This is a genomic window from Rhizobium binae (genome assembly GCF_017357225.1).
Classification (GTDB): domain Bacteria; phylum Pseudomonadota; class Alphaproteobacteria; order Rhizobiales; family Rhizobiaceae; genus Rhizobium; species Rhizobium binae.
Genome location: NZ_CP071604.1, coordinates 3,133,704 through 3,156,869, shown reverse-complemented (window position 1 = coordinate 3,156,869; position 23,166 = coordinate 3,133,704). Strand labels below are relative to the sequence as shown.

Genomic DNA, 23,166 nt, shown 5'->3' with positions numbered 1-23,166 from the left:
CTGCCTGAGTCAGACAAGAGTCAGAATAGCTTGGTAACCTTCAAATCGCACTAGAGGAGTTGCAGACTATATCTTGGGAGGATTGATGGACACGCTATCCACTGGCGTGACGCCGGCACCTTTGCTGCGCGTTGAAGGCGTCACGATACAATATAAAACACCTGACGCGTTGATCACCGCGACCCGCCGCGTGAGCTTCGATGTGCACAATTCCGACCGCTTCATTCTTCTTGGCCCGTCGGGCTGCGGCAAATCCACTCTGTTGAAGGCGATCGGTGGCTATCTTCCTGTGACGGAAGGTGAAATCACGATCAAGGACCGCCCGGTTGCCGAGCCTGGTCCAGACCGCATGATGGTCTTTCAGGAGTTCGATCAACTGCTTCCGTGGAAGACGGTTCTCGAGAACGTCAGGTTCGCGCTCACCGCGTCGGGCCGCCTTTCGGGTGCCGAAGCGCGTGACCGCGCAGAGTCTTACATCGAAAAAGTGGGGCTGGCGAGGTTCATGAACAGCTACCCGCACATGCTTTCTGGCGGCATGAAGCAGCGCGTGGCAATTGCACGCGGAATGGCTATGGAGCCCGATGTCCTTCTCATGGACGAGCCTTTCGCCGCTCTCGATGCGCTGACTCGCCGCAAGATGCAGGACGAGCTCCTGCGTCTGTGGGACGATACCAAATTCACCGTTCTTTTTGTCACGCACTCGATCGAAGAAGCAATCCGCGTCGGTACACGCATTCTGTTGCTGTCGCCCCATCCTGGCGAGGTCAAGGCCGAGCTCAACAGCATCGCGCCGGATCAACTCGGAACTGCCAGACAGGCGGAACTCGAGAGCCGCATCAACGACATGCTGTTCGCATCACACTGACGGGATGACCAAAATGACCGATCTTTTCACATTCAGACCGGAAATCATAAACGACGTGAATTCCGGCAACGCTCCGATTGTCGCCAAGTCTGTCAGTGCGTTCGAACGCGTCTATCGCCTCGGTTTTCTGCGAAAAGCCTTCATTCTCTTGATTCTGGCCCTCATGTGGGAAATCTATGGCCGCTGGCTTGCCAATCCTCTTCTGTTCCCGACATTCGGGCAGACGGTTGAAGCCTTTGTCTCCAATATCGTCAACGGCGTCATTCCCGATCGTATGATCGTATCGCTCAGAACGCTGATCGTCGGTTACGGCATCGGTATCGTTCTCGCCTCATTGCTGACCACCCTTGCAATTGGATCACGGCTGGGTGCGGACCTGCTCGAGACATTGACCTCGATGTTCAATCCGCTTCCGGCGATCGCGCTTCTGCCTCTGGCACTTATCTGGTTCGGTCTTGGTTCCGGCAGCGTTATCTTCGTTCTGGTTCACTCAGTCCTGTGGGCAATTGCACTCAACACCCATGCCGGCTTCCGCTCCGTCTCGCCCACACTCAAGATGGTCGGCCAGAACTACCACCTCAAGCGCCTCACGCTTGTCCGACTCATCCTTATTCCCGCAGCCTTTCCCGCCATTTTGACCGGGTTGAAGGTGGGCTGGGCGTTCGCATGGCGCACCTTGATCGCAGCGGAACTGGTTTTTGGTGTGTCGTCCGGTTCAGGTGGACTTGGCTGGTTCATTTACGAAAACCGCAATCAGCTTGAAACGGCAAATGTGTTCGCTGGCCTGTTCACCGTCATCCTGATCGGCCTTTTTGTAGAAAATATCATCTTTGCAGCCATCGAGCGCAAAACGGTTCGCCGCTGGGGCATGCAACACTAGTCATCGAACGAAGAATTCATGTTTACAAGGAGGAGAAAGACATGAAACTGAAACAGGCATTTTTAGGTCTGATTGCAGCTGGTTTGCTCGCCACTGCTGCGCGTGCGGAGGTCAGCGAAGTCAGGATTTCCAAGGGCTTCGGCATTCTCTATCTGCCCTTGATCGTCATGGAGAATCAGAAACTTCTCGAGAAGCATGCCAGGGAAGCCGGTCTTGGCGACGTCAAGGTTTCCTGGCTCTCGCTTGATGGCGGCAATGTCATCAACGACGCCATGATGGCCGGTACCTTGGATTTTGCCGGAACGGGTGCTCCGGGCTTCGTTACGCTGTGGTCCAAGGCGAAGGGCATCCCCAACGTTGAAGTCGTTGGCGTTTCGGGCATGAGCTCCACTTCGCTGTGGCTCAACACGAACAAGTCCGAGATCAAGTCGCTCAAAGACTTTAAGAGTAGCGATAAGATCGCACTTCCAGGCATCAAGACATCACTTGCCGCCGTCGTGCTGCAGATGATTGTCGCGAAGGAGTTCGGCGAAGAGAACTACGCGAAGCTCGATCCTCTCACGGTCAGCCTTCCTCATCCCGAAGCATTGGCCGCTCTCGTGAGTGGGAAAACCGAAATCAACGCCCACTTTACGTCCCCTCCCTTCCAGTACATCGAAGCCAAGTCGCCAAACGTTCACCGGGTGCTGAGCTCGACGGACTATCTCGGCAACATTACACTCGACGTCACCTTCGCACCGAAGAAGTTTGTCGATGCCAATCCCAAGATGACGCAGGCCTTCATCGATGCGCTCGATGAAGCCAACGGCCTGATTGCCAAGGACAAGAAGCAGGCGGCGGAAATCTTCTCCAAAAGCTCCAAGGTTAAGGTCGAGCCCGCGGATGCGCAGGAGATGATCGAGGACAAGGACGCGAAGTTTGATACGACCCCGAACGGGATCATGAATTTTGCCGATTTCATGCACCGCGCCGGCCTGATCAAGAACGTGCCAAGCAAGTGGAGCGATATGTTCGTGCCACAGCTTGCGGATCGCAAAGGCAGCTAAGGCCCTCCCAGCGAGGGTCGAGACATTCCGATGTCTTGGCCTTCGTCAACTTTCTCAGTGCGGTTGATACGGTTGTCGCAAATGACATCGCGGCAAGCGCATCGAAACTCTCCGGTCCGCGCCGCCGGCGAGTTGGGCGGAAACGCACCTCCGGCCTCCGTCATTCCAGGCCATGAGCCTGGAATCCATGGCCACAGCCGAAGACGCCGACGTGGGTCCTCGGATCAAACCCGAGGACGACGGAGGGTGGGTGGACCGGTATCCAAGTATGCGCGTGCTGAGGAAGCGCGCGCTTTTCACTCCCATCTCAGCGGAAACCGCCGCTGGCGACCAGCCGTTCGCCGGTCATCACCAGACGTTCAAGAACCGTCCGCTTTCCGTGGATACTTATCTCCGCGTCGTCCACTTCGACGCCGTCGGTCACAAAGAGGGATGACGGCTTGATGGAGGTGGAGGTCGCCTGCTTGTTGACTCGCCGGCACTTGAACAATACCTTGGGAGTTTGGTCGTTGGGCTTGTCCTCACATGACGGACCAATCTCTTCAGCGTCGCCTTGCCGCCATCGTCGTTGCGGATGTGGTGGGATATTCACGCCTGATGGAGGCTGATGAAGTCGCAACGCTGGCGAATCTCAGGGAACTCCGTTCCGGCGTCATCGAGCCGGCTGTGATGCGTCACAACGGTCGCATCTTCAAGGTCGTGGGCGACGGCTTCCTGATCGAATTCGGCAGCGCGGTGGAAGCGGTCGCCGCAGCCTTGGAAATGCAACGGGCCACCACTGCTGTTGAGGCTTCCGGGGACCGGCGCCTGCTTTTGCGTGTCGGCGTCAATCTGGGAGATGTCATTGACGAGGGTTGGGACGTCCTCGGCGACGGCGTCAATGTCGCGGCGCGCCTCGAGACGCTGGCCGCGCCGGGAGGCATCTGCATTTCAGCCAGCGTTCATGGCGAGATCGTCGGCAAGATCGGCGACCGGTTCTTCGATGCAGGCGAACGCTACCTGAAGAACCTCACTCGCCCGGTCCACCTGTGGCATTGGCCGGATGCGCTGCAAAGCATTTTGCCGCTGCCCGAATGTCCCTCGATCGCTGTATTGCCGTTCACGAACATGAGTGGGGATGAAGCGGACGCGCCTTTCGTCGACGGCTTGACCGAAGACCTGATCACCGACCTTTCCCGCACGGCGGGCCTGTTCGTCATCGCGCGCAATTCCGTGTGGGGCTACAAGGGCAAGCCGGTCGACGTAAAGCTGGTCGCCCAGGAACTCGGCGTCCGCTACGTCCTGGAGGGGAGCGCCAGACGCGCAATGGGCCGTGTCCGCATCAATGCCCAATTGATCGACGCGCATGGCGGCCAGCACTTGTGGGCCGAACGGTTCGACAGGACGGTGGAAGATGTTTTCGAATTACAGGATGAGGTCAATGCCAAGATCATTGAAGCCCTCGTCGGCCGGCTGACCATCCCGACGCCGCGCAATCGGCCGAGGAACTTCGAGGCCTACGATCTGTGTGTACGCGCCCGTCTCCTGACGGAGGAGTCGCCGCAAACCGAGCGTGAGGCCTATATGCTGCTCCAACGCGCGGTCAAGCTCGAGCCAACATATGCCGAGGCGCTCGGTCTGCTCGCCTATAACCGTTGGCTAGCCTGGACTCATTTCGGCGAGCCCGAAGATCCTAACCGTCGCATGGCGGTGACATCAGCCCAGAAGGCGGTCGACCTGGATCCCAATGATGCGGGCTGCCGTTATGTTCTGGGGACTATTTTGGCCTATGAACGGCGATGGGAGGAATCGGAGGCCGCCTTTGCCATGGCCCTGAAACTCGACCCCAACCACGCCGACACGTGGGCCGCCATGTCTGATATGTCCGTGCTGGACGGCAGGGTTGCCGACGGACTGGCGCAGATCGAAAAAGCTCTGCGGCTCAATCCCTATCCGGCGTGCTGGTATCTTTGTCATCTTGGTCAGGCGCAATACGCCGCGGGTGACTATGAGGCGGCAACCGCTACACTCCGCAGGAAAGACACGTATCGTACGAACTCACGGAAATTCCTGGCCGCTGCGCTTGCGCAGTTGGGCCACAATGAGGAGGCGCGGCGAGAAGCAGAATTGTTCCTGATCGCCCACCCTCATTTCACCATCGGTCATTGGCTGAACTCCCAGCCGCTGCGTGATGCATCTGTACGAGACCACATTGTCGACGGCTTCCGAAAGGCTGGCCTGCCGGAGACGTGACAGCGGGCGGGAACAATCTCCGGCGCGTTCAAGGGCGTGATCAAGGGAGCGCGCGCGAGAACGGCGGTCTGGATCGCAGTGTCAAGCTTCTTCAGACGCTCCACAAAACGCGTTAACCAGCCCGAGCCTCGCATGACTTTTCCGCTGGACCGCCTTGCATCATGGTGGCGATGAGCCGTAACCCAGAGTGAAGACAGGATGCTTGCGAAACATTTATGCAGCTTCGCCGAGATGCCGTTACCTTGAAACTAGACAATATCTGCTTTCCGGCAGGGCCAGGTCTGCTTCAACGTTCGAAATGGGGGCACGAAGCAGCCTTATTTTTGTATAACGAAGAAAGACCGCTTCGGCAGAAAGCGGTCCTTCCTCTCATCGCTGCCTTTCAAGATTCAAGAGATTCCACGTCACTTTAGTGGCTGCCGGTTTAGCGGGCTCTTGCGAAATCGGCAGTTCTTGAAATCAGCGTTCGGCGAGCGCCGGCTCGCCTTTCTTCTCGCGCACCATGTTGATGAAGCGGCGGAAGAGATAGTGGCTGTCCTGCGGGCCGGGAGAGGCCTCCGGATGGTGCTGGACGGAGAACACCTGTTTGCCGAGGACGCGCAGGCCGCAATTGGTGCCGTCGAAAAGCGAAATATGAGTCTCTTCAACGCCATCGGGCAGCGACTTCGAGTCGACCGCGAAGCCGTGGTTCATCGAGACGATCTCGACCTTGCCGGTCGTGTGATCCTTGACGGGATGGTTGGCGCCGTGATGACCCTGGTGCATCTTCTCGGTCTTGGCGCCGAGGGCGAGGCCGAGCATCTGATGGCCGAGGCAGATGCCGAAGACCGGGATATCGGTCTTAACAAGCGTTTTGATCACCGGCACGGCATATTCGCCAGTTGCCGCCGGATCGCCGGGGCCGTTCGACAGGAAGATGCCGTCCGGCTGCATGGCGAGCACGTCTTCGGCGCTCGTCGTCGCCGGCACCACGGTCACCTTGCAGTCAAGGCCGGCAAACAGGCGCAGGATGTTGCGCTTGACGCCGTAGTCGAGGCAGACGACGTGATACTTGGCATCAGCGGCACCGAGCTCGCCGTAGCCTTCGTTCCAGATCCAGGGCGTCTGGGTCCATTGCGAGGACTGGCCCGACGTGGCGATCTTGGCAAGGTCGAGGCCTTCGAGGCCGCTCCAGGCCTTGGCTTCGGCCTTCAGCGTCTCGATGTCGAAGACACCGTTCGGATCGTGGGCGATCACTGCGTTGGGAGCGCCGTTCTCGCGGATCCAAGCGGTCAGGGCGCGGGTGTCGATGCCGCAGAGACCGATGATGCCGCGGGCCTTCAGCCACTGGTCGAGATGCTTGGCGGCGCGGTAGTTCGAAGGTTCGGTGATGTCGGCCTTGAAGATGACGCCGACGGCGCCGTGGCGAGCGGCAGGCGTCAGATCTTCGATGTCTTCATCATTGGTGCCGATATTGCCGATATGGGGAAAGGTGAAGGTGACGATCTGACCGAGATAGGAAGGGTCGGTCATGATCTCTTCATAGCCGGTCAGTGCCGTGTTGAAGACGACCTCGGCCTGGATCTTGCCGGTGGCGCCGATGCCCTTGCCTTCGATCACCGTGCCGTCGGCGAGAACGAGCAGGGCGGTTGGCTTTTCGATTGTCCAGGGTGCTGTCGCGGTCATCTTCATCCCGTTTCCGGCGGCCGATGCGCGTTGCCGCGCTGGCTGCCATTTGATCTCGCAGGCGTCTGGGCACGGCAATGCCGCGCGCTTCAGTCCTGATCACGAATTTTGGTGCAGGTGGCGGTAGATAGCCACGCAAACGCTGAGCGTCAATCTTTGTAACCGGGATTACGGCCGTTTTCCTGCTCTTTATCTCGCCGATCGCGCAATTTATTTGATCCGTTGCATCGGCGTGGTTTATGAAACGGCATCAAAAACGGAGAAGAGACCATGCTGCGCGATCAACTCGCCACCCAGCTGAAAGAGGCGATGAAGGCCAAGGATTCGGAGCGGCTTTCTACCGTCCGGCTGATTCAGGCCGCGATCAAGGATCGCGATATCGCCAATCGCGGCGCCGGCAAGGAGCAGGCGAGCGACGACGAAATCCTGCAGATTCTTGCCAAGATGGTGAAGCAGCGCGACGAATCGGCCAAGATCTACGAGGAGAATTCCCGGCCGGAACTCGCCGCCAAGGAGCGCGCCGAAATCACCGTCATCCAGGATTTCATGCCGAAGCAGCTGTCGGAGAGCGAAGTGCGTGCCAACGTCTCGGCGATCATCGCCGAGACTGGTGCTGTCGGCGCCAAGGACATGGGCAAGGTGATGGCAGCGCTCAAGGAGCGTTATGCCGGCCAGATGGATTTCGCCAAGGCGTCGGCGACCGTCAAGGAACTGCTGAACTAATTCAGACCCGTCTCGCCTGCGGTTCGTCGAGGACCGCAGGCCCCAGCACCGCCTCGGCGGCAGCATCGACGATGGCGAATTTCGACGCCTGATAATTCCAATATTCAAGGATGAAGCGGCGTGACAGCCAGAAGTCGCCCTTGCGGGAAGGTTCGGTCCAGCCGACGCTTTCCATGGTCGCGGCCTGCGTCAGAAGCCGCTTCAGATGTGTGTTCGATATCATGAACCGTTCGCGGAGTTCCCGCAGCGACAGGGGGCCGATCGCGACGCGCTCGGCTGTCGGGGGAAAACCCGGAAGGCGCGAGATCAGGTAGTCCATCACCAGTCCGCCGGAATTTGCCCAGTTGAAGAGGTTGAAGGTGGGGCCTGGACTACGCACCGCCTGGCTTCCGATGATCGCTTTTGCGATGCGCGGCTGGATCGCTGCCATCATCGCCGCGGGGGCGGCAGCGATCTTCTCGGCGCGCTCGCCGCCGTCGAGGTGGTCGAGGATCATCATGTGGGTGACGAGCCATCGGGTGAAGTGCTGCTCGGCGATTTCGGTGGGTTCCAGATAGCGTGTGCGCTTGTTTGCACCAGGCGCCGGACGCAGGAAGCGATAGGCCAGCATTTCCTGCATGAAGGCGGCGGCCGTGTTGCGGCTGGCGATGTCGTTCTTGACCGCAAAATCGACGAAGCGGCCGGAATAGAGGCCGCTCTTCTCATAGTCGGGGTGGCCATAATGAAGCGCGAAGCCGGCATGGGCCATCAGCCAGCGTTGCTGTGCAGCGAAAATCGAGGCGATGCGCGGGCTCTCACGATAGATCGCGAGCATCTGATCGGCGCAGTGGAGGATCGCCGCGAAAAAGCGATCGTCCGCTGTGAGAGTTTCAGCGGTAAAGGCCATGGGGAAGGGGTCCAGGAAAGTCGGCCCATACTTCCTCCACGCAAGCGCTTGATGTCAACGGGTTTGTCAATAGTCGGTTAATTTTAAAAGGGAATTTGTATCAGGAAAAGCCAAAAATTTAAGAAGGCAGGAGCTGGGGGCGCTCCTGCCTTCTTGCACTTTGCTTCCGCCGGCACGCAGGGCCGAAGCCCAAGCCGGAGGGTATTTGCAAAGGCACCCTTGCGAAGCGGCGCCGGGGGTAGGGATGGTGCTTCGCTCGGGGATCGCTTTGTTGAGATCGAACTTATTGCGGTGCGGCAGCCCATTCAAATTACAAAAATATAATGATTGCCGGAAATGTCGGTTTTGGAGGTGCCGAAGGGGAGGCTCGACAGGCGGCGCGGGGATGAGCGCCGCCGGTTACAGCCGGCGACAATAATTTGTTTTAAAACGATTTATTCAAGTCAGGCAAAAGGCGGGTATCGTTACTCTGGCTTTGGCGTGGGCTGAATTTCGGCGTTGCGAGGACAATAATGTCGCACCCCTGTCGCAGGGGCGATAACGTGTTTTTGATTGGATAACCGACGCAATCGGAGACGGGTGCCCTTGCCTGTGAATAGCGGGTTTTCGTGACAAGTTTCGTGGCATGGTACGACAAAGCAGATTATATGGAGGTTGGCCAAGAGGTATAAATGCGCTTTTCCAACACCTTTCTCGATGAGATCCGTGACCGCGTTCCGATTTCGAACGTGATCGCGCGCCGTGTGAGCTGGGACAAGCGCAAGACCAATGTGTCGCGCGGCGATTACTGGGCCTGCTGCCCGTTCCACGGCGAGAAGTCGCCGAGCTTCCACTGCGAGGACCGGAAGGGCCGCTATCACTGCTTCGGCTGCGGCGTCACCGGTGACCATTTCCGCTTCCTCACCGAGCTCGAAGGCCTGAGTTTTCCCGAGGCGGTGCAGCAGATCGCCGATATGGCCGGCGTGCCGATGCCGCTTGCCGATCCTGTCATGGAAAAGCGCGAGAAGGAGCGCGGCTCGCTGCTCGACGTCATGGAAATGGCGACGGCCTTCTTTCAGGACCAGCTGCAGACAGCCAATGGCGCGAAGGCGCGCGCCTATCTGCGCGATCGCGGGCTGACCGGGCGCACCATCGAGACCTTCCGCCTCGGCTATGCGCCCGACAGCCGCAATGCGCTCAAGGAATTTCTCGCCGGCAAGGGCGTCTCGAAGGAGCAGATCGAAGCCTGCGGCCTTGTTGTGCATGAGGACGTGCCGGTTTCCTATGATCGCTTCCGCGACCGCATCATGTTCCCGATCCTCTCGTCGCGGGAAAAGGTGATCGCCTTCGGCGGACGCGCAATGTCATCAGATGCGCCGGCGAAATATCTGAACTCCAACGAGACGGAGCTCTTCCACAAGGGCAATGTGCTCTACAATTTCGCCCGCGCGCGCCGCGCCATCCAGGGGCCGGGCCGCGGCGATCAGCAGAACGACAATGCGAGCGGCACGATCATTGCCGTTGAAGGCTATATGGACGTGATCGCGCTGCACCAGGCGGGTATCGAGAACGCGGTCGCGCCGCTCGGCACGGCGCTCACCGAGAACCAGCTCGAGCTGCTCTGGAAGATGGTGCCGCAGCCGGTGCTCTGCTTCGATGGCGACGGCGCCGGCATCCGCGCCGCCAATCGCGCCGCCGAACTGGCGCTGCCGCATCTGAAGCCCGGGCGCTCGGTCCGCTTCGCGCTTCTGCCCGACGGCAAGGACCCTGATGATCTCGTGCGCGATGAGGGCCGCGCGCCGTTCGACAAGGTGATGAGCCAGGCAAAGCCGCTTTCGGAGATGCTGTGGAGCCGGGAGATCAACACCGGCAAATTCGACACGCCCGAGGCGCGCGCCGAGCTCGAGGCGCGGCTGAAGCAGCTCGTGGCCGTCATCGCCGACGAGAATGTGCGCCGTCATTACCAGCAGGATATTCGCGACCGGCTGAACGCCTTCTTCCAGCCGCAGTTCCAAAGCCGCAACAATGGCGAGCGGCGCGGTTTCGGCGGCAATTCCCGGGCCGGCCGCGACAATGCCGGCAAGGCAGGGCCGAAAAGCCCGAGCCTGATTTCCGACCGGCTTGCCCGCTCGGGCCCCGTGCGTGGCCACCGGGACAATACGGCGCTGCGCGAAAGCGTGCTGGCGCTCACCATCGTCAATCATCCGGCGCTGATGATCGACGATTATGACGAGATCGCCGCGATCGAATATGACAGCCGCGAGCTGCAACGGTTGTGGTCGGCGGTGCTTGGGGCAGCGGCCGCCGTTGCCGGCCCGCATCTGACGCGCGACTATCTGACCGAACGGCTGGAATTCGAAGGCTTCGGTCCGCTGATCAAGAGCCTCGACCAGCAAGTGCGCAATGCCAGGCTCTGGACGGCGACGGAGGAGGCGGCGATGGAGGATGCGCGTGAGGGTTACCGCCAGGCGCTCGCCTTCCACAAACGGGCAAAGGCGCTGCGTCGACAGAAGATGGAGCTCGAACGCGAGATTGCGCTGGCCACTGAAGCCGGCGACGGCGAGGCGATCGTTCAGCTGATACGGGCCCAGCAGGAAGTGCATCTGGAAGGCGTGCGCCTCGAGAACCAGGAGGCGATCATCGACGGCTTCGGCGTGCTTTCCGGCCGCGTCAAAGGGGCGGCGAACCACTGATGTCGCTGACCGAACGGAACGAAGCCGGCTTTTCCGCTGCCGATGCGCTGTTTTCCGCCGGCCGCTCGCCGCTCGGGGTTTTGCAGCAGATCTACGGTTACTCCTCCTTTCGCGGCAAGCAGCAGCAGGTGATCGAGCATGTCGTGTCGGGCGGCGATGCGGTGGTGCTCTTTCCGACAGGCGCGGGCAAATCACTGTGCTTCCAGATCCCGGCGCTCTGCCGCGAAGGCGTCGGCATCGTTGTTTCGCCGCTGATTGCGCTGATGCGCGATCAGGTGGAGGCGATGAAGCAGCTCGGCATTCGCGCCGCCGCACTCAATTCGTCGCTGTCGCGCGAAGAATTCGTCGAGGTCCGCCGCGCGCTTTCGGGCGGCAGGCTCGACCTTCTCTATGTGACGCCGGAGCGCATCCTCACGGACGGCTTCCGCGAGCTGATCGCCAACGAGAAGATCGCGCTGTTTGCGATCGACGAGGCCCATTGCGTTTCGCAATGGGGGCATGATTTCCGGCCGGAATATCGTGAGCTCGGCCGGCTCGGCGATCAATATCCCGGTGTGCCCAGGATTGCGCTGACGGCAACGGCTGATCCGCATACGCGCGACGATATCGTCGAGCGGCTGGGGCTCGACGCTGCCGAGATCTTCACCACCAGCTTCGATCGTCCCAACATCAGCTATGAGATCGTCGAGCGCGATCAGCCTCGCCAGCAGCTTCTGCGCTTCCTGTCAGACCATAAGGGCGACAGCGGCATCGTCTATTGCCTGTCGCGCGCCAAGGTCGAGGATACGACCGACTGGCTGAACGGGCAGGGGATTCGCGCACTGCCTTATCATGCCGGCATGGACCGGGCGCTTCGTGACGCCCATCAGGATGCCTTCCTGAAGGAAGAGAACCTCTGCCTGGTTGCCACCGTCGCCTTCGGCATGGGCATCGACAAACCGAATGTGCGTTACGTCGCCCATCTCGACCTGCCGGGTTCGGTCGAAGCCTATTACCAGGAGACCGGGCGCGCCGGCCGCGACGGCCTGCCGTCGGAGGTCTGGATGGCCTATGGCATGGCCGACGTCATTCAGCGCGGCCGGATGATCGACGAGGGCAATGCCGCCGTGGAGATCAAGCGGGTCGAGCGCGCCAAGCTCAATGCCTTGCTGGCGATCTGCGAGACCGCCTCCTGCCGGCGGCAGGCAATCCTGGCCCATTTCGGGGAGGCCCACGCCGGCCAGTGCGGCAATTGCGACACCTGCCTGAAGCCGGTCGAGACCTGGGACGGCACGGAAGCGGCGATCAAGGCGCTGGCTGCCATCTATCGCACCGGCGAGCGTTTCGGCGCCGGCCACGTCATCGACGTGCTCGTCGGCAATGTCAACGAGAAGACCGAGCGTTTCGGCCATGTCGATATGCCCGTCTTCGGCGCCGGCAAGGACATTCCGGCGCGGACCTGGCAGTCTGTCTGGCGGCAATTGCTCGCCATGGGGCTGATCCGGGTCGATCACGATGCCTATGGGGCGCTTAAATTGGAGCCGGAAGCGCGCGCCGTGTTCAAGCGCGAGCGACAGGTATTCTTCCGCAAGGACCGGCCTGCCTCGGAACGGCGCGCGAAGAAAGCGGAGCGCAGCGAGCGCAAATCGGCGCTGTCGGGCGCCGACGGCAGTCTGTTCGAGGCGTTGCGGGCCGAGCGCATGGCGATCGCCAAATCGCTTGGCGTGCCGCCCTATGTCGTCTTTCCCGATACGACGCTCATCGCCTTCGCCACGGAACGGCCGCGCAGCCGCAAGGAACTGCTCGCCATATCGGGCGTCGGGCAGGCGAAGCTCGAACGCTATGGCGACGCCTTCCTGGAGATCATCCTGGCGCATGACGATTGAGCGGATCGGCCGATGTTCCTGCCGATCTCGGCCCAGCGCTGAACAAGACAAGGCGATGGCGATATGCTAACCCGAAAACTATAAAAACATCAGGAAGGGCCGCCCATGACCTCGCCATTTCTCTCCCATCTCCGCGCCGAGATTTCGGCGCTGAAGGATGCCGGGCTCTATAAATCCGAACGGGTCATCAGTTCCAAGCAAGGGGGCGAGATTGCGATTTCGACCGGCGAGCGGGTGCTGAATTTCTGCGCCAACAATTATCTCGGCCTTGCCGACAATGAGGAATTGGCCGAGGCGGGCAAGCAGGCGCTCGACCGCTACGGCTATGGCATGGCTTCGGTGCGCTTCATCTGCGGCACGCAGGAGGAGCATAAGCAGCTCGAAGCGCGCATTTCCTCCTTCCTCGGCATGGAAGACACGATCCTCTATTCCTCTTGCTTCGACGCCAATGGCGGCCTGTTCGAGACGCTGCTTTCCGAAGAGGACGCGATCATTTCGGATGCGCTGAACCATGCCTCGATCATCGACGGCGTCAGGCTGTCGAAGGCCAAGCGCTTCCGTTACGCGAACAACGACATGGCGGCGCTCGAAGAGGAATTGAAGAAGGCCGAAGGTAGCCGCTTCAAGCTGATCGCCACTGACGGCGTCTTCTCGATGGATGGCATCATCGCCAATCTGAGCGGGGTCTGCGATCTCGCCGAGAAATACGGCGCCATGGTCATGGTCGATGACAGCCATGCCGTCGGCTTCGTCGGCAGGCACGGCCGCGGCTCGGCCGAACATTGCGGCGTCGAGGGCCGGATCGATATCATCACCGGCACACTCGGCAAGGCGCTCGGCGGCGCCTCGGGCGGTTATACCTCGGCGAAGGCCGAGGTCGTCGAATGGCTGCGGCAACGCTCGCGGCCCTATCTGTTCTCGAACACACTGGCGCCCGTTATTGCCGCTGCCTCTCTCAAAGTGTTCGACCTGATCGAAAACGGCGACGCCTTGCGCAAGCGCCTTTCCGACAATGCCGATCTTTTCCGCCGCGAGATGACCAGGCTCGGCTTCACGCTCGCCGGCGAAGGCCATCCGATCATCCCGGTCATGCTCGGCGACGCCAAGCTTGCCCAGGATATGGCGGGCCTGATGCTGAAGAAGGGCATCTATGTGATCGGCTTCTCGTTCCCGGTTGTGCCGAAGGGGCAGGCCCGCATCCGCACGCAGATGTCGGCGGCGCATTCCAAGGCGGATGTCGAGCGGGCGATTGCGGCCTTTGCCGAGGCCGGGCGGGAGTTGGGTGTGATTTGAGCGCAGCTCACTCTTCCTCTTCTCCCAGCGGGGGTCCGAAGGACTGGGCGAGACCGGCGGCTCGCCGCTGGTTAGTCCGACAGGACAGCTGAGGGGGAAGGAGCGAAGCGACGTTCGAGCGGTAAGTGGGAAATAAAGTAAGGTCTCTATGGTGTGCCGTGTCGCTCCCTCATCCGCCCTACGGGCACCTTCTCCCCGCTGGGCAGAAGAGGGAGTCGCAAGGTCCGGCACTAGAACAAGGGCAGGATATAGTCGATGTCGAACATGATGAAGGCGCTGGTCAAATCGAAGCCCGAGGTCGGGCTCTGGATGGAGAATGTGCCGGTGCCGGAGGTCGGGCCGAATGATGTGCTGATCCGGGTGAAGAAATCGGCGATCTGCGGCACCGACGTGCATATCTGGAACTGGGACCAGTGGGCGCAGAAGACGATTCCGGTGCCGATGGTCGTCGGCCATGAATTTTGCGGCGAGATCGCCGAGATCGGCTCTGCCGTCACCCGCTATCATGTCGGCGAGCGGGTTTCCGGCGAGGGGCATATCGTCTGCGGCAAGTGCCGCAACTGCCGGGCGGGCAGGGGGCATCTCTGCCGCAACACACTCGGCGTCGGCGTCAACCGTCCGGGTTCGTTCGGCGAGTTCGTCTGCATTCCCGAAAGCAATGTCGTGCCGATCCCCGATGATATTTCCGATGAGATCGCCGCGATCTTCGATCCGTTCGGCAATGCCGTGCACACGGCACTCTCCTTCGATCTCGTCGGCGAGGACGTCCTTGTCACCGGCGCCGGACCGATCGGCATCATGGGCGCGCTCGTCGCCAAACGTTCCGGCGCCCGCAAGGTCGTCATCACCGATATCAATCCGCATCGACTCGACCTGGCGCGCAAGCTCGGCATCGACCATGTCGTCGACGCGTCGAAGGAAAATCTCGCCGACGTGATGAAGACGATCGGCATGACCGAGGGTTTCGACGTCGGGCTTGAAATGTCAGGTGCCGCACCCGCCTTCCGCGACATGATCGACAAGATGAACAATGGCGGCAAGATCGCCATTCTGGGCATTGCGCCGGCGGGCTTCGAGATCGACTGGAACAAGGTGATCTTCAAAATGCTCAATCTCAAGGGCATCTACGGCCGGGAGATGTTCGAGACCTGGTACAAGATGATCGCCTTCGTCCAGGGCGGCCTCGATCTATCACCCATCATCACCCATCGCATCAAGATCGACGATTTCCGCGACGGCTTCGAGGCGATGCGGTCAGGCAATTCCGGCAAAGTCGTCATGGATTGGATGTGAGGAGGACGCGATGATTTATGAAGGCAGCTGCCATTGCGGCAATATTGCTTTCGAAGTCGAAGGCGAGTTCACCGAGGCGCTCGACTGCAACTGTTCGCTTTGCCGCCGGCGCGGCGGACATCTGGCCTTCGTGCCGCGTGAGAATCTGGTGCTGAAGACGCCTGAGGAGAATATCTCCACCTATACTTTCAACAGGCATGTCATCCGGCATCACTTCTGCCCCAGGTGCGGTATTGCGCCCTTCGGCGAGGGGGCGGCGCCGAACGGCGCTGCCATGGCGTCGATCAATCTGCGCTGCATCCCGGCGATCGATCTCGGCGCGCTGAAGGTGACGGCCTATGACGGGGCCGCGCATTAGAAACAGAGAATGGCGCCTGCCGGGAACCGGCGAATATATCGCCGCAAAACTGCAAAAACGGCCGAAACAACTGCTGCGATGGGCAAAATCTAAGCTGCCCTTGTCTTTTGTTCGACGCTTCTTAAATAAGGTTCGCAATCGCAGTCGCGGTTCGAAGCCTGTGGATAAGGCTTTTTCCGATATTTCGTGAGCTTTTTTTCTGGAAAAGCTTGACGAGAACAAAAAATGTAGGAATCACCGTTCGACTTGTTGAAACGGTGAACTGGGTCAAGGCGGATCGCGCAACCATGGCCGGAACTCCAAAAGCAAAAAAAGCTTTGCTGTCCGGTGCCGGCGATCATGGTTAATCAGGCTTTAAATGTCATCCCGTTAGGTGGGCAAAGGTGATTCTAGGGCGGCGCGAGCGACGCGTCCGGCCCTGAGGCGGCCCATTCACCGTAGCGAGATTGGATAGCGTCAGGAAGGCGACGATATAAATGGCAACCAAGGTCAAAGAGAACGAAGACGCGGAAGTCGAACGCGACGGCGCAAGCGACGGCCCTCTTCTCGATCTTTCCGACGACGCGGTCAAGAAGATGATCAAGGCCGCCAAGAAGCGCGGCTATGTGACGATGGATGAGCTGAACGCCGTTCTGCCGTCCGAAGAAGTGACGTCCGAGCAGATCGAAGACACCATGTCGATGCTGTCGGACATGGGCATCAACGTCATCGAGGACGAAGAAGCCGAGGAAGCGGGCGCTTCCGGCGGCGGCGATGACGACGATGCCGGCGGCGACGAGGACAGCGACGGCGGCGAACTCGCGCCTTCCGGCGGCACCGCCCTTGCGACCGCCAAGAAGAAAGAACCGACCGACCGTACCGACGATCCGGTGCGCATGTATCTGCGTGAGATGGGCTCGGTGGAGCTGCTCTCCCGCGAAGGCGAAATCGCGATCGCCAAGCGCATCGAGGCCGGCCGCGAGACGATGATCGCAGGCCTCTGCGAGAGCCCGCTGACCTTCCAGGCGCTGATCATCTGGCGCGACGAACTCAACGAAGGCACGACGCTGCTGCGCGAGATCATCGATCTCGAAACGACCTATTCCGGTCCCGAGGCCAAGGCTGCGCCGCAGTTCCAGAGCCCCGAGAAGATCGAGGCCGACCGCAAGGCTGCGGAAGAGAAGGAAAAGACCCGCCGCGCCCGCTCCGGTGACGACGATATCACCGATGTCGGCGGCGAAGGCCTGCCTCCCGAAGAGGAGGAAGAGGACGAGGACGAATCCAACCTCTCGCTGGCGGCGATGGAAGCCGAGCTTCGCCCGCAGGTGATGGAGACGCTGGATACGATCGCCGAGACTTACAAGAAGCTGCGCAAGCTGCAGGACCAGCAGGTCGAGCAGCGCCTGTCGGCATCCGGCACGCTGTCTTCAGCCCAGGAGCGCCGCTACAAGGAGCTCAAGGACGAGCTCATCAAGGCGGTCAAGTCGCTGTCGCTCAACCAGAACCGTATCGACGCCCTCGTCGAGCAGCTCTACGACATCAACAAGCGCCTCGTTTCCAACGAAGGCCGCCTGCTGCGCCTGGCCGAATCCTACGGCGTCAAGCGCGACAGCTTCCTGGAGCAGTATCAGGGCGCCGAGCTCGATCCGAACTGGATGAAGTCGATCGGCAATCTGGCCGCCCGCGGCTGGAAGGAATTCGCCAAGGGCGAGAACACGACGATCCGCGACATCCGCCAGGAGATCCAGAATCTGGCGACCGAGACGGGCATTTCGATCTCGGAATTCCGCCGCATCGTGCACATGGTGCAGAAGGGCGAGCGCGAAGCGCGCATCGCCAAGAAGGAAATGGTCGAAGCGAACCTTCGCCTCGTCATTTCCATCGCCAAGAAGTACACGAACCGCGGCCTGCAGTTCCTCGACCTCATTCAGGAAGGCAATATCGGCCTGATGAAGGCGGTCGACAAGTTCGAATACCGCCGCGGCTACAAGTTCTCGACCTATGCGACCTGGTGGATCCGTCAGGCGATCACCCGCTCGATCGCCGACCAGGCCCGCACGATCCGCATTCCGGTGCACATGATCGAGACGATCAACAAGATCGTCCGCACCTCGCGTCAGATGCTGCACGAGATCGGCCGCGAGCCGACGCCGGAAGAACTGGCCGAAAAGCTCGCCATGCCGCTCGAAAAGGTCCGCAAGGTCCTGAAGATCGCCAAGGAACCGATCTCGCTCGAAACCCCTGTGGGTGACGAAGAGGATTCGCATCTCGGCGATTTCATCGAGGACAAGAACGCGCTGCTGCCGATCGACGCCGCCATCCAGGCGAACCTGCGCGAGACGACGACCCGCGTCCTCGCCTCACTGACGCCGCGCGAGGAACGCGTGCTGCGCATGCGCTTCGGCATCGGCATGAACACCGACCATACGCTCGAAGAAGTCGGCCAGCAGTTCTCGGTCACCCGCGAACGTATCCGCCAGATCGAGGCGAAGGCGCTGCGCAAACTCAAGCATCCGAGCCGCTCCAGAAAGCTGAGAAGCTTTCTGGACAGCTAAGAACCTGCAAGCTGCGCTCGCTCCTCGACAGCTGAGGCTTCGACAATTGCCGTCATGATCGGAAAGCCGGGCTTCGTGCCTCGGGCTTTGTGCCCGGCTTTTGCTTTTGTGATTAATACCAATGATCCCGACGCCTTTGTTGTCCCTCTATGGTGACAAGATTATAGTCCGGCCACGGGGGAAGAAATCGATCGCGATGCGCGAGCGAGGACCGACGCATGCCCGTGTCGGGAGAATCCTCCGTTGGGAGGTGCAAAATGACCACTTACATTGTGTTGATCAACTGGACGGACCAAGGTGTGCGCAATGTTCGCGACTCGTCAAAACGGCTGGATGCGGCGAAGAAACTGCTCGGCGACATGGGCGGCTCTTTCAACCAGTTCTTTCTGACGATGGGCGGCTACGACATGGTGGCTGTCTGCGAAGCGCCTGACGATGCCGTCATGGCGCGGTTTGGCCTATCGCTGGCGATGGGCGGCAATGTCCGCACCCAGACACTGAAGGCGTTCCCGGAGGCCGCCTATCGAGAGATCATCGGCTCGCTCAGCTAACGCATGCAAGAGTTCAGCGCCTCTCCCTATTAAGGGCGCGGCCTCGGCTCCGCTCGTCGGTGTCGCGTCTCCCAAGGTCTGAGGAGACAACGGATGGCGCACCGGCCAGCGGATGGCTTCGGCGCGATCACGAGGTTTTTTGCATTTGTGGCTTGATGCTGCCGGTTTTAAAGGCCACATCGCTGCTGTGACCGAAGAAGACGTCGAACCGGCAGAAGCGCATGAAGCGCCAAAACAGCGGCCTGAAATCCGCTGGGGCGTTGGCGCGTCCGTGCTTCTGCACGTGCCGCTCATCGCCCTTCTGATTTTCGGCCTGCCGAAGATCGAGCCGAAGCCGGCTGAGGACGAGAGCGTGAAGGTGGAACTCGTTCCGCCGCCGGAGGAGAGGAAGCCGGAAGAAAAGAAGCCCGAGGAGAAGCAGCCGGCGCCGAAGCCGCCGGAACAGGCCAAGAAGCAGCCACCACCACCTCCGCCCCCTCCGCCCCCACCGGAAACTGCAAAGCCTCAGCCGGAGGCGCCGAGCGCGCCGCGTACCGCTCGTCCGGTCCTTGAATTTGCCGAGAAGGATTCTGCGCCAGAGCAAATGGAAAAGGGATTGCCGCAACAAGCGGAAGCACCAAAGCCGCCGATTGCGGACGTAAAGCCGGAAGAGGCACCGGTCGAGCCGCCGCAGCCCCAAAAGTCCGTGATTGCGGAGGCGATGCCTGCGGCCAATCCCGTGCCTCAGGATATCGAACTTCCTCAGGTGGAGACTGCCGAGGCAAATCCGGAAAAGAACGGGCCGGCTGCCACAGGACAAGACGAGGCAAAGACGAATTTCGAGCAGGCAAAACCACGGGCGAATTCAACGACAGCGCCCCCCTCAACGCCACCAGACGTCAAAGCCAAGGAATCGAACAAGCTCACGAAAGCGAAGACGCTGTTTACCGACAAACTCGTCTCCGATCCCACGGTCAAGACGGCCATGAACAATTTGTCGCGCCAAAAGCGTGGCGGTAAGCTTTGCTGGAGCGAGCTTAGAGAGCAGCTCCTCCATTCTTCTGCCGGATATAATCCTAATCTTATTGAAGTGCCCCTATACGATCTGCCGGACGGTAATTTCCTCACTCATAGGCGTGGTGCGTTCTATGACGGTAAGCAATTGTTCAATTTGGCTTTCAATTGCGAAGTGAATGATAACGCGACGAAGGTTGTATCGTTCGAGTTCAGTGTCGGGAATGCAATTCCCAAAAGCGAGTGGGCGAGGTATCACTATCCGTGATCGATAGTGCTCAGCATCGGTTAGCGCCCGCAACCAGCCACACGCAAGCAACCGCATCTAGCCTCTCCCTATGGCCGTGATGGTACGGTCAAGAAGGGACAATGATATGTCGAACGAGATCGAGCGTTTTCTGGAGCGTCAGGATGAAGCCGTCAGCGCGCTGTTCCTGGAAAACAAGGGCGACGAGTTGACCGATATTCTGGTGGCGGCGCTCGAAGAGGCCTTCGAGATCCTGCTCGAAGCTGCCCCCGCCGAAACGCTGCATTGACATTTCCCAAGGCGTTGCCGGCAGCGCTTGGCGAGCGGCTCTCCGGCTACCGGTTCGAACGCGATGCGCTCGGCCGTTCCGCCGCAAGCGTCTTCCGGCTGGAAGGCGAAGGCCTGCCGGCGCTCTATCTGAAGGTCGAGGCGGCCGGGCCGTTCGGCGAGCTTGCCGATGAAGCCGCCCGGCTCTCCTGGCTCAAGGCCGTCGGCCTGCCGTGCCCCGCGGTCATCGCCCGGGAAAGCGACGGCGAGCGCGACTGGCTGCTGATCAGTGCGCTACCGGGAACCGATCTTGCCAGCGCATCGGCGCTGACGCCGCTCACGCGCGTCGAACTGCTGGCGGCGGCACTTTCCGATCTCCATGACCTGTCGATTGCCTCCTGCCCCTTCGATCACCGGCTGGAAAAACGTTTATCGGTCGCCAAGGCGCGCATGCAGGCGGGAATTGTCGATGAAGAGGATTTCGACGCGGCGCGGCTCGGACAAAGCGCCGCGTCACTCTTTGCCGAACTCACGCGCTTGCGGCCCGGCGACGAGGATCTCGTCGTCGCCCATGGCGACGCCTGCCTGCCGAACTTCGTTGCGTCCGACGGGCAATTCTCCGGCTATATCGATTGCAGCCGCCTCGGTGTCGCCGACCGTCACCAGGATATCGCGCTCGCCTGCCGCAGCATCGCTTCTAATCTCGGCGAGGCGCTGATCCGGCCCTTCCTCGATCGCTACGGGCTGGCAGCTCCGGATGCGGCAAAGCTCCATTATTTCCAGTTGCTCGACGAGTTCTTCTAAGCATTGCGCCCTCCCTGTCCGGCTGGCAAAGTGGCCGGCAATCGGATCTGCGGGCAGATAATGGCGAAAAACCAGTTCAGGATGCTGCGCTCGGCGCTGGCGGGCGTCGAAGCGGTGGAGGCGGAAACCCATCACAGCTTCAGCCGGCACACGCATGAGCAGTTCGGCATCGGCCTCGTTTCAGCAGGGGCGCAGAAGTCGCTGAGCGGGCGCGGCATGGTCGAGGCCGCGGCCGGCGACATCATCACCGTCAATCCGAACGAGGTGCATGACGGCGCGCCGATTGGCGCAGGCAGATCGTGGCGCATCCTCTATTTCGATCCCGAGATCGTCACCGGCCTGTCGCGGGATATCGGCGCGGGTGGAGCGGGGCGGCAGGAGATCCCCCATCCGGTCATCCGCAATGGCGCGGTCGCTGCCCGCTTCGAGATGCTGTTTGGCGCGGTGACCGCCAGCGCAGCCGACGGCCTGCTCTCAGAGCAACTGCTTCTGCATCTCGTCGCCGATGTCATGCGGGAACGGGGCGATCGCGGGGAGCGGCCGCCGGTGCCGGCCTCCATCCGCGCGGCACGGGATCTGATCGACGACGATCCGCTTGCCGCCGTCTCGCTTGCCGATCTCGCCCGGGAAAGCGGCCTCAGCCGCTTCCAGGTGCTGCGCGGCTTCGCCAGGGCGACGGGGCTGACGCCGCATGCCTATCTCCTCCAGGCGCGCATCCATCGCGCCCGCCGGCTGATCGCTGAGGGCACGCCGCTTGCCGAAGCCGCCTTAGCCAGCGGCTTTGCCGACCAGAGCCACATGACCCGCGTCTTCGTGCGCAAATACGGCCTGTCGCCGCGGCTCTATGCCGGCCCTTTGTCTGAGCGGGGACGTCGAGCTTCGCCACCGGGATCGCCCCGATCCTGAGGTGCTCCTCAAGGCCGCTGCGAGCACCTCAGGATCGGGGCTGATTGTGCGTGCCGCGGGCTGCGACCTCTCTCCAGCCTCATCCTGAGGGCCTCGAAGGACGGGGCTGGCCGAGGTCCTGCAATTTCGTTCAAGACCTCGAGCGGCCCCTGTTGTTTCCTTGGCGCATCCAACAGGAGACGCGGAATGTCGAGACAGGTTCAAGGTTATGTCTATTTGACGCTGGCCATGCTGACGGTGGGAAGCACCGTCATTGCGAGCAAACTCATCGCCGCCGGCCTGCCGCCATTCTCCGCCACCGCCCTGCGCTTCGCGCTCGCCTTTCCGGTTTTTCTCGTGCTGATGCGGGTGACCGACGTGCGGCTGCCGAAGCTTCTGCGCCGTGATCGCCTGATCCTCGTCATCCAGGCCGGCGCCGGCAGCGTCGGTTATACGACGCTGCTGATCTCCGGTCTCGTCAGGACCTCGGCCGCCGATGCCGGCGTCATCATCGGCACGCTGCCGGTGGTCTCGGCAGCAATCTCCATCGTGCTGCTCGGCGAGCGGCCGCAGCCCGCCCTGCTTCTGGCGGTGGCGCTGGCGACGGCTGGCGTGCTGTCGATCGCCTTCACGCCGGGTGCGGCCGGCGGGTCGCTCGCCGGCAATATGCTGATCTTGCTCGCGGTCGTCTGCGAGGGCCTGTTCATCCTGCTGAACAAGCGGCTGACGGTGGATATCCCGCCGCTTGCCCAGTCGACGCTGATGACCGGCATCGGCTTCGCCGTCGCCGTCATCCCGGCCGTCTTCGAGGCGCCTTCCGCCCAGGGCCATTCCGCAAGCGCTGCGGCGGCCGTCGTCTATTATGCGCTGGTGCCGACCGTCACCGGCTTCCTGCTCTGGTATGCCGGGGCCAAACGGGTGAGCGGCACGGAAGCCTCGCTCTTTACCGCGCTCGCGCCGGTGTCCGCCGTCTTGCTCGCCTTCGTCATCCTCGGCGAGCCGGTCGGCTTGCACCAGCTTGCCGGCATTGTCTGCGTGCTGGCGGCGGTGCTCGGCCTTGGCCTGGCTGGCAATCGCATCGCAACCCAACCGACCGAGGGGAGATAA

Annotated in this window: 20 protein-coding genes; 18 read left to right on the top strand and 2 right to left on the bottom strand. The window is 61.1% G+C overall.

The genetic code is table 11. The features are described 5' to 3' along the window. Positions 1-85 precede the first annotated feature (85 nt). From J2J99_RS15540 to J2J99_RS15520, 5 genes are all read left to right on the top strand, one after another. Positions 86-865 (top strand): ABC transporter ATP-binding protein, encoded by a 780-nt coding sequence (locus J2J99_RS15540; RefSeq protein ID WP_168297503.1) that lies wholly within the window; start codon positions 86-88, stop codon positions 863-865. A gap of 13 nt (positions 866-878) precedes the next feature. Further along, positions 879-1,745, top strand: a complete 867-nt coding sequence (locus tag J2J99_RS15535) for an ABC transporter permease (protein WP_168297502.1) — start codon at positions 879-881, stop codon at positions 1,743-1,745. A gap of 41 nt (positions 1,746-1,786) precedes the next feature. Then, the gene (locus J2J99_RS15530) at positions 1,787-2,791 is read left to right on the top strand and encodes an ABC transporter substrate-binding protein (RefSeq protein WP_168297501.1); all 1,005 of its coding nucleotides are present in this window, start codon (positions 1,787-1,789) and stop codon (positions 2,789-2,791) included. Positions 2,792-2,978: 187 nt separating this feature from the next. Beyond that, positions 2,979-3,227 carry a hypothetical protein gene (locus tag J2J99_RS15525; RefSeq protein WP_168297500.1) on the top strand — a complete coding sequence of 83 codons (249 nt, stop codon included), beginning with the start codon at positions 2,979-2,981 and terminating at the stop codon, positions 3,225-3,227. A gap of 89 nt (positions 3,228-3,316) precedes the next feature. Next, on the top strand, positions 3,317-5,023 hold the full coding sequence (locus J2J99_RS15520) for an adenylate/guanylate cyclase domain-containing protein (protein ID WP_168297499.1): 1,707 nt from the start codon (positions 3,317-3,319) through the stop codon (positions 5,021-5,023). 459 nt (positions 5,024-5,482) lie between these two features. Here the strand turns inward: J2J99_RS15520 and carA are convergent, their stop codons facing one another. Next, positions 5,483-6,688, bottom strand: a complete 1,206-nt coding sequence (gene carA, locus J2J99_RS15515) for a glutamine-hydrolyzing carbamoyl-phosphate synthase small subunit (RefSeq protein WP_012484607.1) — start codon at positions 6,686-6,688, stop codon at positions 5,483-5,485. 270 nt (positions 6,689-6,958) lie between these two features. Between carA and J2J99_RS15510 the strand changes: the two genes are divergently transcribed. Further along, complete coding sequence (locus tag J2J99_RS15510; protein ID WP_077991780.1) at positions 6,959-7,411, top strand: GatB/YqeY domain-containing protein; 453 nt, start codon at positions 6,959-6,961, stop codon at positions 7,409-7,411. Position 7,412: 1 nt separating this feature from the next. Here the strand turns inward: J2J99_RS15510 and J2J99_RS15505 are convergent, their stop codons facing one another. Continuing rightward, a complete protein-coding gene (locus J2J99_RS15505) occupies positions 7,413-8,297 on the bottom strand; it encodes a hypothetical protein (protein ID WP_168297498.1) in 885 nt (294 codons plus the stop codon). 671 nt (positions 8,298-8,968) lie between these two features. Between J2J99_RS15505 and dnaG the strand changes: the two genes are divergently transcribed. The 12 genes from dnaG (at position 8,969) to J2J99_RS15445 (ending at position 23,166) form a co-directional block, all read left to right on the top strand. After that, the gene (gene dnaG / locus J2J99_RS15500; RefSeq protein WP_168297497.1) at positions 8,969-10,969 is read left to right on the top strand and encodes a DNA primase; all 2,001 of its coding nucleotides are present in this window, start codon (positions 8,969-8,971) and stop codon (positions 10,967-10,969) included. After that, a complete protein-coding gene (recQ, locus tag J2J99_RS15495; protein WP_168297496.1) occupies positions 10,969-12,834 on the top strand; it encodes a DNA helicase RecQ in 1,866 nt (621 codons plus the stop codon). The genes dnaG and recQ overlap by 1 nt, the downstream gene beginning before the upstream one ends. A gap of 105 nt (positions 12,835-12,939) precedes the next feature. Continuing rightward, entirely contained in the window at positions 12,940-14,127 is a 1,188-nt protein-coding gene (locus J2J99_RS15490) for a glycine C-acetyltransferase (RefSeq protein ID WP_168297495.1), read from the top strand. Positions 14,128-14,382: 255 nt separating this feature from the next. Next, positions 14,383-15,420, top strand: a complete 1,038-nt coding sequence (gene tdh / locus J2J99_RS15485; RefSeq protein ID WP_168297494.1) for an L-threonine 3-dehydrogenase — start codon at positions 14,383-14,385, stop codon at positions 15,418-15,420. Positions 15,421-15,430: 10 nt separating this feature from the next. Beyond that, entirely contained in the window at positions 15,431-15,778 is a 348-nt protein-coding gene (locus J2J99_RS15480; RefSeq protein WP_168297493.1) for a GFA family protein, read from the top strand. Positions 15,779-16,254: 476 nt separating this feature from the next. Then, positions 16,255-18,312 carry an RNA polymerase sigma factor RpoD gene (gene rpoD / locus J2J99_RS15475; protein WP_168297492.1) on the top strand — a complete coding sequence of 686 codons (2,058 nt, stop codon included), beginning with the start codon at positions 16,255-16,257 and terminating at the stop codon, positions 18,310-18,312. Positions 18,313-18,569: 257 nt separating this feature from the next. Next, the gene (locus tag J2J99_RS15470) at positions 18,570-18,863 is read left to right on the top strand and encodes a GYD domain-containing protein (protein WP_168297491.1); all 294 of its coding nucleotides are present in this window, start codon (positions 18,570-18,572) and stop codon (positions 18,861-18,863) included. Positions 18,864-19,008: 145 nt separating this feature from the next. Continuing rightward, positions 19,009-20,124 (top strand): DUF930 domain-containing protein, encoded by a 1,116-nt coding sequence (locus J2J99_RS15465; RefSeq protein ID WP_207600969.1) that lies wholly within the window; start codon positions 19,009-19,011, stop codon positions 20,122-20,124. Positions 20,125-20,230: 106 nt separating this feature from the next. Then, the gene (locus tag J2J99_RS15460; RefSeq protein WP_004677707.1) at positions 20,231-20,392 is read left to right on the top strand and encodes a hypothetical protein; all 162 of its coding nucleotides are present in this window, start codon (positions 20,231-20,233) and stop codon (positions 20,390-20,392) included. Continuing rightward, positions 20,389-21,174: an APH(3')-II family aminoglycoside O-phosphotransferase gene (locus tag J2J99_RS15455; protein WP_168296728.1), complete on the top strand. Its 786-nt coding sequence runs from the start codon at positions 20,389-20,391 to the stop codon at positions 21,172-21,174. Before J2J99_RS15460 ends, J2J99_RS15455 begins: the two co-directional genes overlap by 4 nt. A gap of 60 nt (positions 21,175-21,234) precedes the next feature. Next, positions 21,235-22,080, top strand: a complete 846-nt coding sequence (locus J2J99_RS15450) for an AraC family transcriptional regulator (protein WP_168296729.1) — start codon at positions 21,235-21,237, stop codon at positions 22,078-22,080. Between the two features lie 186 nt (positions 22,081-22,266). After that, on the top strand, positions 22,267-23,166 hold the full coding sequence (locus J2J99_RS15445; RefSeq protein ID WP_168296730.1) for a DMT family transporter: 900 nt from the start codon (positions 22,267-22,269) through the stop codon (positions 23,164-23,166).

What these genes read in the sequence shown, in the direction of transcription:
- J2J99_RS15540 (WP_168297503.1), top strand. Translation starts at nt 86, where the DNA reads ATGGACACGCTATCCACTGGCGTGACGCCGGCACCTTTGCTGCGCGTT.
- J2J99_RS15535 (WP_168297502.1), top strand. Translation starts at nt 879, where the DNA reads ATGACCGATCTTTTCACATTCAGACCGGAAATCATAAACGACGTGAAT.
- J2J99_RS15530 (WP_168297501.1), top strand. Translation starts at nt 1,787, where the DNA reads ATGAAACTGAAACAGGCATTTTTAGGTCTGATTGCAGCTGGTTTGCTC.
- J2J99_RS15525 (WP_168297500.1), top strand. Translation starts at nt 2,979, where the DNA reads ATGGCCACAGCCGAAGACGCCGACGTGGGTCCTCGGATCAAACCCGAG.
- J2J99_RS15520 (WP_168297499.1), top strand. Translation starts at nt 3,317, where the DNA reads ATGACGGACCAATCTCTTCAGCGTCGCCTTGCCGCCATCGTCGTTGCG.
- carA (WP_012484607.1), bottom strand. Translation starts at nt 6,688, where the DNA reads ATGACCGCGACAGCACCCTGGACAATCGAAAAGCCAACCGCCCTGCTC.
- J2J99_RS15510 (WP_077991780.1), top strand. Translation starts at nt 6,959, where the DNA reads ATGCTGCGCGATCAACTCGCCACCCAGCTGAAAGAGGCGATGAAGGCC.
- J2J99_RS15505 (WP_168297498.1), bottom strand. Translation starts at nt 8,297, where the DNA reads ATGGCCTTTACCGCTGAAACTCTCACAGCGGACGATCGCTTTTTCGCG.
- dnaG (WP_168297497.1), top strand. Translation starts at nt 8,969, where the DNA reads ATGCGCTTTTCCAACACCTTTCTCGATGAGATCCGTGACCGCGTTCCG.
- recQ (WP_168297496.1), top strand. Translation starts at nt 10,969, where the DNA reads ATGTCGCTGACCGAACGGAACGAAGCCGGCTTTTCCGCTGCCGATGCG.
- J2J99_RS15490 (WP_168297495.1), top strand. Translation starts at nt 12,940, where the DNA reads ATGACCTCGCCATTTCTCTCCCATCTCCGCGCCGAGATTTCGGCGCTG.
- tdh (WP_168297494.1), top strand. Translation starts at nt 14,383, where the DNA reads ATGTCGAACATGATGAAGGCGCTGGTCAAATCGAAGCCCGAGGTCGGG.
- J2J99_RS15480 (WP_168297493.1), top strand. Translation starts at nt 15,431, where the DNA reads ATGATTTATGAAGGCAGCTGCCATTGCGGCAATATTGCTTTCGAAGTC.
- rpoD (WP_168297492.1), top strand. Translation starts at nt 16,255, where the DNA reads ATGGCAACCAAGGTCAAAGAGAACGAAGACGCGGAAGTCGAACGCGAC.
- J2J99_RS15470 (WP_168297491.1), top strand. Translation starts at nt 18,570, where the DNA reads ATGACCACTTACATTGTGTTGATCAACTGGACGGACCAAGGTGTGCGC.
- J2J99_RS15460 (WP_004677707.1), top strand. Translation starts at nt 20,231, where the DNA reads ATGTCGAACGAGATCGAGCGTTTTCTGGAGCGTCAGGATGAAGCCGTC.
- J2J99_RS15450 (WP_168296729.1), top strand. Translation starts at nt 21,235, where the DNA reads ATGGCGAAAAACCAGTTCAGGATGCTGCGCTCGGCGCTGGCGGGCGTC.
- J2J99_RS15445 (WP_168296730.1), top strand. Translation starts at nt 22,267, where the DNA reads ATGTCGAGACAGGTTCAAGGTTATGTCTATTTGACGCTGGCCATGCTG.